Raw genomic sequence first — 8,781 nt, 5'->3', positions numbered from 1 at the left:
ATCACACGCCCATTGGCAAACAGCCTTGCAGACCGTTTCGAATTCCTGCTGGTCTACCGGATCCTGGCGGATGAGCTGCTGGACTTCAACGACCGCCGCATCCGACCGCTTCTGGGGGATCGCGTTTCCGACATTCTGCAGGATATGCTTGGCAACCGGCAGGACGAGACCATTCAGGCAATCGACGCTCTGAGGCTGCAATATCCCGAATATGCCGACGCACTCGAAAACCAGTTCCTGCGCAAGGCAGGAGCCCGGTTGGAAGAAACCGCCTACGACGAGGCAAAGGGGCAGATGCTGATCGGCACGGAACTGCATCTCGATCTGCTGAAAGACCTCGAACGCGTCAGAAAAGCCAGCTACGAGCGACCAAAACTGGACCTTGGCCTGAAGACAAGGGATCTGGTCAGTGCGCACCCGCTTTTCACCGACCTGCCCCGCAAGCAACAAAAAGCCATTCGCAGAACGATGCGACCACAATTCGCGACCCCGCGCGAAACATTGATCCGCAAGGGGGACCGCGGCGACGCAGCCTATTTCATTGCCTCAGGCGCTGTAGAGGTTCGCACACCGACACACAATGTCCGTCTGGGACGGGGCGATGTCTTTGGCGAGATCGCGTTGATGACCGGCGGGCGCCGTAGTGCGGATGTCGTCGCACTGGGCTATTGCCAGCTTCTGAGCCTCAGAGCACAGGACTTCAAGGACCTCATGGAACGACATCCGAACCTGCGAGACCATGTGGTTGAGCTGGCGGAAAAAAGACAGCTGATGAATACGGACAAGGCTGAACACGAGATCGAGGATCCCGTTGTGCCTCAGTTTACGGAGGAAGAGATTTCTGAAGAACAGCCAGATGTATCGGAGCAACCCACGTCGGATGATGGCGACGATGATGGAGCCGGAACGGACACGGTCAACGCCAAAACGAAAGAAACGGTTTCGGTTGAACTGGAGGTAACGGAGGAAATCCGCGTCACCGAAAAAACCAATGTTGAAGAAACCACGGCAACCGACGGCGATACGAACGAAGCCCCTGGGACCCCGGATGCAACTGAGTCAGAAAAGGGAACCACATCTGCCTGATGTGACCCCCTTTTTGATGCCCGGCATTCTTGACCCAACCGGCTTTCTCGACTTAGCCGGCCTTTTGAATTTCGACAGTATGCGGATAAGGAATTGATACTCCGCCAGCATCGAACGCTTCCTTGACCGATTTCAGCATGTGAAATTTCAGTTCCCAATAGTCGCCGGCGTCGCACCAGAGGCGAACTCCCAGATCGACTGAACTGTCACCCAGGTTGGTCACCCGTACCCAGGCTTCAGGATCCTTGTGCACTCGTTCATCGGCATTTGCGACATCCAGAATGATCTGGGTCGCCTTGTCGGCATCGTCGCCATAATCAATGCCGAAAGTCAGGTCGAGGCGACGCGTGGAGTGGGCTGAGAAATTGGTGATCACGGTTCCCCAGGCCTGACCGTTCGGCATGATGATCTGAACATTGTCCGGCGTCACCAATTCGGTGACGAAGATGTTGAGATCCTTCACTGTTCCGGAGGTGCCACCGATATCGATGAACTGACCGATCTTGTAAGGCCGAAAGATGATCAGCATGACTCCGGCGGCGATGTCGCTAAGCGTTCCCTGCAATGCAAGACCGATGGCCAACGTACCTGCGCCCAGAACGGCAACTAGACTGGTGGCCTCAATACCGAACAGCTGAAGGACAGCGATCAAGGTAACAAGCAACACCAGCCAGCGAACAATCGAGGCCGCGAATCCGCCAATCGTGTCGTCGATACGCGGATGACTGACAATCCTTTTCCTCACCAGCGAAGAACACAAACCGGCAAGAATCCAGCCGATTATCAGAACGACAATCGCTTTCGCCGCATTGATGACAAGCGGCATATAAGCGCTCATCTGATCCATTGTACCTTCCATGGGAACCCCTCCGTCCAGAACGAATAAACCCGCAATGCCCGGACCCTAGCAGCGGAGTTTTCCGCTGGCCAGCGTTGCGGCGGCAAAACCCGATAGCCAGCATTAACCGGGGCGGAAAGGAACCTCCGCCCCGAACACCATTAAGTATTCCGCTCCCGCCACTCCTGGAGGAAATGGACCATGTCCTCGTTGCCGCATCCTGAGATGAATTGCGGATAAAGGACGCTTCCGGCTTCCAGCAGCAGACGCGCGCACTCTATATGATCTGCATCAGGACGTTTGGGGGTGAATTCCGAACCGTGAAGGACTGTATCGAGCGCGTCCCCGCCGTAGTCGTTCTTGCGGGTCAGGTCGGGTTTCAGGGAAAGAAAAAAGGCCGTTTCCGGAACCAGACCGTTCCAGCCTGCAAGATGAAGCGGCGGCAAACCCATATAGTCGGTGCTGTCCGGATCCAGCCCGGCTTCCACAAGCGCTTTTAACTGTCCAAGCCGTCCAGGTTCAGACGCTATTCGGGTCAACAGGCTCTTGTCTTCATCGTTGAGTGTTTTGATATCCAATTGCCCAGGGCTTTCGACCCCGTCAGCACATGCTGAGAGAACTTGTTCGTTTTCAGACAATGGCGACATATGGCCTTGCACCTTGAGAAAATCAGCGACTGACCGATTGCCGTAAATCCGCGCAGTCGCGTATGCCGTGTGTCCCTTCCAGAAGGCATCGGGATCCGCTCCGTGCTTCAGGAGAAGCTCAATCACAGCGACTGACCTTCCGCGCCGTGCAGCCTGATGCAGGGAGGGAACCGAATCCATTGGCATCCCGCTCGGATGGTCCGGCACGGTGAGGTTGGGATTTGCACCGGCTTCCAGCAGCAAGCGCACCATCTCCAGATTTTCGAAATCCAGCGCACGCGGCAAAGCATTTGTTCCGTCCGGATTCGCACCATGTTTCAACAACAGCGCAAGGGCGCGGGTCTCGTTGAGTTCAGTGCTGTGATAGAGGCTTTCATCATCGTTAGGATCGGCCCCTTGTTCCAGAAACCACTTGCCCAGAGCGAAGTTGTCGGCGTGGCATAGAGCTCCGTACAATGCCGAGAGTTTGTGATCTGCTCCGGGTTCTGCTGGATAGCCGTCATTTACATCGGCGCCATTTGCAACCAGCAACTCGGCGATCGCAAGCATGGCGTCCGATTTTTCCGGACTGCGATGGATCTCCTTTGAAAACGCAAGATGCAGTAACGGTGAACGGACCCCTATGATACGTGCCGCCACCGCAGGGTCTTCCGCAATTGCGGATCTGACCGCAGAAAGATCATAGAGCGCTATTTGAAGACCCAGATTGGCGTTCTTCAACTCCGGATCGTCCTTGAGGAGTTTTTCGGTCACCCAATGCTGACCGAAGTAAAGCGCCATCTTCAGTCTTTCGGCGCGCTCTTCCCGGCTCATCGCAGCAGATTCAACGGTGAATTTCAGCTTGGGCCAACTCTCATGACCCGCCTCTCGGGCGATGACATGCAAAAAGTCCGCGTGTCTGAGCGGCCTGTTTTCAGGAACATGACCGGAGACGCGCGCAACCGCCTCGGTGTCCCCATTCGAATAGGCCTTTCGGAGCCTACGCGCAGCTTTCTTGAATTGTTCGAGATGTAGAGCGATGCCGTCCGACATGGCTTTTCTCCTGTATAAGGTGCCCGGGCGATCCGCTGTTGTCGGGCGCAGGTGAAAAACCGGCATATGTCGTCAGATGTCAGGGTGCTTGCGCTTTCCGCGGATCCGGCTGCCGCCCTCGTCGGCACCCGGAATCTGCAGGAACGGGCTTTGAAATGCAAGCCCGTTCCCAAAGGTTTCAGCTCTACTCAGGATTTGACAGGACCAAGATCGCACGGAGCCTCGCTGTCGTCCGGAACGAAGAAGTCCGGAGCGAGTGCCAGGCTGGGGTCGACCCGGTACCTGTCGAAATCGGTCACGCCGCGGCTGGCCAGGAAAGTGTCGTCAATCAGGAACTGACCTGTGAAATCACGCGACGGAGAGGTGAAGATTTCATAGGCCGCATCCGCCAGAATCTCAGGGGTCCGGCTCTGCTGGATCATCTTGTCGCCACCGATTATGTTTTTGATCGCAGCGGTGGCGATTGTTGTTCTTGGCCACAGCGCGTTCACGGCAACGCTCTTGGACCGCAATTCTCCTGCAAGGCCCAGAACAACAAGGCTCATGCCGTATTTTGCTATTGAATAGGGCGTGAAAGGTGCAAACCACTTTTCCTGCATGTCCAGTGGCGGCGATAGCATAAGGATGTGGGGATTTTCGGATTTGCTGAGGTGTTCGATCGCATGTTTTGAGCACGCCAGCGTGCCACGCGTGTTGATCTGGTGCATCAGGTCGAAACGCTTCATGTCCGTCTGTGTAAGTGGTGTCAGTTGAATGGCGCTGGCATTGTTGACGAGGATATCCAGGCCGCCAAAATGCGAGGCTGTCTGGTCGATGGCTGCCTTGACCGCATCATCGTCCCGGACATCCAGAACAATCGGCAGCGCCTTGCCACCTGCCGCCTCGATCTCTTCCGCGGCGCTGAAAATGGTTCCTTCAAGCTTCGGATGCGGTTCGGCTGTTTTTGCCGCCACGGCAACATTGGCTCCGTCCCGCGCGGCACGTAAGGCTATCGCCTTGCCGATCCCGCGCGAGGCTCCAGTGACGAAAAGTGTCTTGCCCTTCAGGGACATTTTGTTTCTCCTCCAAAAGGTCCGAGATCAGACGCTCGGCACTATGAGTTTGATTGATGATTGGTTTTCGCGACCGGTTCTAAAGATGCTCGGATCGACAGCTTAGCCAGCTAATCTTTCGACTTTTTCGTCATGAACGCTTGGAAGGCCGCGATGGTTTCGGGCGCACTCAGACGGCTTGCGAAAATCTTGATTTCCTCTTCGACACGGTCGGACAACTCCCGGGTATCGCCCCGTAGAAGCTTGCGGGAAAGAGCCATTGCCTCGGGCGGTTTTGAGGCAATTTCTCCAGCACATGCAAACGCTGTCGCATCGACATTGTCGGCGACGATTTCATTGACAAGTCCGGCTTGCAAAGCTTTTTCAGCTGAAAAGGCGTTGCCAAGACACAATAACTCAAAGGCCCGGGCATGGCCCATCAATTGCGGACCAAGAAGACTGGAGCCGGCTTCCGGCACCAGGCCCAGATCCACGAAAGGTGAGCGGATGAACGCGCGCGGACTTGCAAACACCATATCGCAATGCATGAGCATTGTGGTCCCGACACCAATGGCAATTCCGTCAACCGACGCCACCATGGGCTTTTGATTGCGAACAAGTGCACGCAGGAACCGTACCACCGGCGTTTCCGAAATGCCTGACTTGCCGGCATATTGCAGGAAATCGCCAATGTCGTTTCCGGCCGTGAAAATCTCTGGCTGGCCGCAGATCAGGTGACAGCGAATGGTGTCGTCATCGTTGCCGAGCTCCAACGCCTCCGCCAAATCGGAGTACATTGCTCCGGTCAGGGCGTTCTTCTTTTCAGGCCGGTCCAGACGCAGGATCTGGACGCCATTTTCCAGGCTTTTACGGATCATATTCGTTTCTCCAGTCAGGCCTGTTACGAGGCCAAGGCTTCAGCGTCGAACGCCTGAATGGCATCTGCGGACAACAGGATGTCCGACTTCAGTCCCGCGGTTTCGCCAAGTGTGGTCTCGCAGAAACTGCGGGCAAGCAGAGTGCGTTCGGCAAGACGTCCCGGAGTATCGGAAACCGAACGAAGTCCCCCCTTGGCGAGCAATGCTCCACCAAGCGCAAGACCAGCGAGGCGAAGGTAAGGTGTCGCGCCGGAAAGTGCGTCAGCGACACGTCCCTCGGCCTGTGCCTTCTGCATGTAGTCGGTCGCTTCTTCCAGATCCCGGATCGCAGCACGAAGACACTCGGCAGTGGCTCCGAATTCCAGCCGGTTGGACGCGGCAACCTCCTCTGCGATTGCCGCAAGTTCGGCGATAAAGCCCTTGACGTGTTCACCACCGGATAGCGGCAACTTGCGAAGGACCAGATCGATGGACTGAATACCGTTTGTCCCTTCATAGATCGGGGCAATTCTTGCATCGCGCAGATGCTGTGCCGCACCGGTTTCCTCGATATACCCCATGCCGCCATGGATCTGGACACCGAGTGAGGCGACCTCGACCCCGAAATCGGTCGACAGAGCTTTGGCAATCGGTGTCAGGAAGCTGGCGCGCTCGCTCCAGAACTTTTTCGCGTCGGCCTCGTCTGAAACGTCTGCCATATCGATGGCGTGTGCGCAGGCATAACAGATTGCGCGCGCGACCTGGGTTCTGGACTTCATGCCAAGTAACATGCGCTTGATATCCGGGTGACGGGCAATCGGGCTCATGCCTTCACTCGTGTCTCCCGGTGCCCTGCCCTGCTTGCGCTCCAAAGCGTAATTCAGCGCGTGCTGGTAGGACCGTTCCGCAACGCCAAGACCCTGAATTCCGACTGCGAGGCGCGCATTGTTCATCATCGTGAACATGCAGGCGAGACCACGATTTTCTTCACCGACCAGCCAGCCGACTGCACCTTCTTCGTCACCGTAGACCATGGTGCATGTCGGAGATCCGTGAATGCCCATTTTGTGCTCGACACCGGCAACGCGTACATCATTGCGGGCACCAAGGGAGCCGTCCTCATTGACCAGGAATTTTGGTACCAGAAACAGGGAAATCCCCTTCGTTCCCGGAGGTGCATCAGGCAGACGCGCCAGGACCATGTGAACGATATTGTCAGTCAGGTCATGGTCACCGTAAGTGATGAAAATCTTCTGACCATAAATACGGTAGGTGCCGTCGCCGTTCCGCTCTGCCTTGGCTCTCAATGCATTGAGATCGGAACCTGCCTGAGGTTCGGTGAGATTCATTGTCCCCATCCATTCACCGGAGACGAGCTTTTCAAGATATCTGGCCTTCAGCTCTTCTGAAGCATGCTTTTCCATGGCTTCGATCGCACCGATTGTCAGGGTCGGGCCGATGGCAAAGGCCATTGATCCGGAATTCCACATCTCCAGTGCAGCCGCGGACAACATCTGCGGCAGTCCTTGCCCGCCGGATTCCGGATTTGCGGACAAGCCGTTCCATCCACCCTCGATCCAGGCATGATAAAGCTCACGCCAGCCGGGAGGCGTTGCGACCTTACCATTTTCAAGTGGTGTGCCGTGGCTGTCGGCGACGCTGTTAAGCGGTGCAATTTCCTCTGCCGCAAACCGGCCGGCTTCGTTCAGGATCGCATCTACCAGATCGTCACCCAGCTCCGCATGGCGCGCACTGGTTTGCAGATCACCAAGTCCACAGACCTGTTTCAAAGTGAAGGCAATCTCGTCGACAGGGGCACGATACATTCAGTTCCTCCCAAGAACCGGCCAGCGTCTGATCGGCCGGCTGTTTAAGGTTTTCGCTGTTCAAAGCTTGACGGAAGCTGGACTAGTCCGCAAAAGGCGCATGTGACAACGGTTTGACAGGACAATAGACCTGTTGACGTTAACGTCAACCCGTATCGCAGCGGCAGGTGGTAGTCTTTTTGGCCAATGCCTCGCGGGCAGCTCGTGAGAGACCAGCAAAAATGCAGCGTTGGACGCTCGACCTTGATACCCTGGATTGGCAGGCTTCCGCCGAAGCACAAGCAGCTTGTGTGGCACTTTTAAATGGAGAGTTGGCAGCCGTGCCGACAGAGACCGTTTATGGGTTGGCTGCGGATGCCACCAACAGTGTCGCCTGTGCAAAAATATTCGAAGCGAAGGGCCGGCCGCAATTCAATCCACTGATCTCGCATGTTGCTTCCGCGGAAGCAGCGATCGAGTATGGTGTTTTCGACGAGCGCGCTCGCAAACTGGCTGACGCTTTCTGGCCGGGACCTCTGACACTCGTCGTGCCTAAAAGACCCTCGTCTCCTATTTCGGAACTGGCAAGCGCGGGTCTCGATTCCGTTGCCCTCCGGGTACCGGACGGCCCCGTCATGAGATTTCTGTCCGAAAAGACCGGCCGCCCGCTGGCAGCGCCAAGCGCCAACCGTTCGGGAAAAATCAGCCCCACCCGCGCCGACGACGTCATTGCCGATCTCGGATCCTCGATAAGCTTCATCATTGACACCGGACCGTGTGCCGTCGGAATTGAATCCACTATCGTTGGTTTGACAGACGAAACACCGCGATTATTGCGTCCAGGCGGATTACCGCGCGAAGACATTGAAGAGGTCCTGGGCGAGAAACTGTCTGGTGCCCCAGCGAATATGCGAGCGGACGCGCCATCGGCCCCGGGCATGCTGTCTTCACATTATGCACCGGATGCAGCAATGATCCTGAACGCTCGGGAGGCAAGTTCCGCAGATGCATTGCTGTCATTCGGGCCCGATCAGATTCCCGGAGCCGAACAGGCATTCGCTGAATTCAACCTGAGCCCCTCCGGCGATCTCGTCGAAGCGGCGGCCAATCTGTTTCAGGCCATGCGCATCCTCGATTCCAGTGGCGCAAATGCGATCCGGGTCCAGTTTATCCCCAACTTTGGACTTGGTGAGGCCATAAATGACCGGCTGCGCCGCGCCGCGGCCCCTCGCAGCTGACCCTTCCGGCACAAATCGCTCCGGTTGCAATGGCACTTGCCGGTGCAATCGTTTTTCGGAAAAATTCAGTAGCGCCACAAAAGCCTTAAAAATCAGCATCTCGCGGCAAGACCTTATTTCGACAAATGAGCTATAAACGCCTTAAGTTAATCTGAAATATCCTGCATTTCCAATATAGCAGATAAACAAGATTACAGTTTATTTAATCAGTATGTTTCAGCAAATTACACAATAAGTGACTGCCAGG

The 8,781-nt window shown here is 56.1% G+C and carries 7 protein-coding genes; 2 read left to right on the top strand and 5 right to left on the bottom strand.

The window, feature by feature from the left end:
- Nucleotides 1-1,086 (top strand): cyclic nucleotide-binding domain-containing protein (locus tag K5905_RS20310; protein WP_297587000.1); only part of this gene is annotated, 1,086 nt, incomplete at its 5' end.
- Between the two features lie 52 nt (nt 1,087-1,138).
- On the opposite strand, the gene K5905_RS20305 is transcribed toward K5905_RS20310, so the two are convergent.
- From K5905_RS20305 to K5905_RS20285, 5 genes are all read right to left on the bottom strand, one after another.
- Nucleotides 1,139-1,945, bottom strand: coding sequence for a mechanosensitive ion channel domain-containing protein (locus K5905_RS20305; protein WP_297586997.1), 807 nt, complete (start codon nt 1,943-1,945; stop codon nt 1,139-1,141).
- 140 nt (nt 1,946-2,085) lie between these two features.
- A complete protein-coding gene (locus K5905_RS20300; protein ID WP_297586994.1) occupies nt 2,086-3,603 on the bottom strand; it encodes an ankyrin repeat domain-containing protein in 1,518 nt (505 codons plus the stop codon).
- Between the two features lie 188 nt (nt 3,604-3,791).
- On the bottom strand, nt 3,792-4,655 hold the full coding sequence (locus K5905_RS20295) for an NAD(P)-dependent oxidoreductase (RefSeq protein WP_297586991.1): 864 nt from the start codon (nt 4,653-4,655) through the stop codon (nt 3,792-3,794).
- 110 nt (nt 4,656-4,765) lie between these two features.
- The gene (locus K5905_RS20290; protein WP_297586988.1) at nt 4,766-5,512 is read right to left on the bottom strand and encodes a crotonase/enoyl-CoA hydratase family protein; all 747 of its coding nucleotides are present in this window, start codon (nt 5,510-5,512) and stop codon (nt 4,766-4,768) included.
- Nucleotides 5,513-5,535: 23 nt separating this feature from the next.
- On the bottom strand, nt 5,536-7,317 hold the full coding sequence (locus K5905_RS20285; protein ID WP_297586986.1) for an acyl-CoA dehydrogenase: 1,782 nt from the start codon (nt 7,315-7,317) through the stop codon (nt 5,536-5,538).
- Nucleotides 7,318-7,538: 221 nt separating this feature from the next.
- Between K5905_RS20285 and K5905_RS20280 the strand changes: the two genes are divergently transcribed.
- Nucleotides 7,539-8,534, top strand: a complete 996-nt coding sequence (locus K5905_RS20280) for an L-threonylcarbamoyladenylate synthase (protein WP_297586985.1) — start codon at nt 7,539-7,541, stop codon at nt 8,532-8,534.
- Nucleotides 8,535-8,781: the final 247 nt, after the last annotated feature.

Source organism: Roseibium sp., from assembly GCF_025698965.1.
Classification (GTDB): Bacteria; Pseudomonadota; Alphaproteobacteria; order Rhizobiales; family Stappiaceae; genus Roseibium.
This window is presented reverse-complemented; position numbering and strand designations above follow the sequence as displayed.

Coding starts and splice junctions, on each gene's coding strand:
- K5905_RS20300 (WP_297586994.1), bottom strand. CDS start 3,603: ATGTCGGACGGCATCGCTCTACATCTCGAACAATTCAAGAAAGCTGCG.
- K5905_RS20280 (WP_297586985.1), top strand. CDS start 7,539: ATGCAGCGTTGGACGCTCGACCTTGATACCCTGGATTGGCAGGCTTCC.
- K5905_RS20305 (WP_297586997.1), bottom strand. CDS start 1,945: ATGGAAGGTACAATGGATCAGATGAGCGCTTATATGCCGCTTGTCATC.
- K5905_RS20285 (WP_297586986.1), bottom strand. CDS start 7,317: ATGTATCGTGCCCCTGTCGACGAGATTGCCTTCACTTTGAAACAGGTC.
- K5905_RS20290 (WP_297586988.1), bottom strand. CDS start 5,512: ATGATCCGTAAAAGCCTGGAAAATGGCGTCCAGATCCTGCGTCTGGAC.
- K5905_RS20295 (WP_297586991.1), bottom strand. CDS start 4,655: ATGTCCCTGAAGGGCAAGACACTTTTCGTCACTGGAGCCTCGCGCGGG.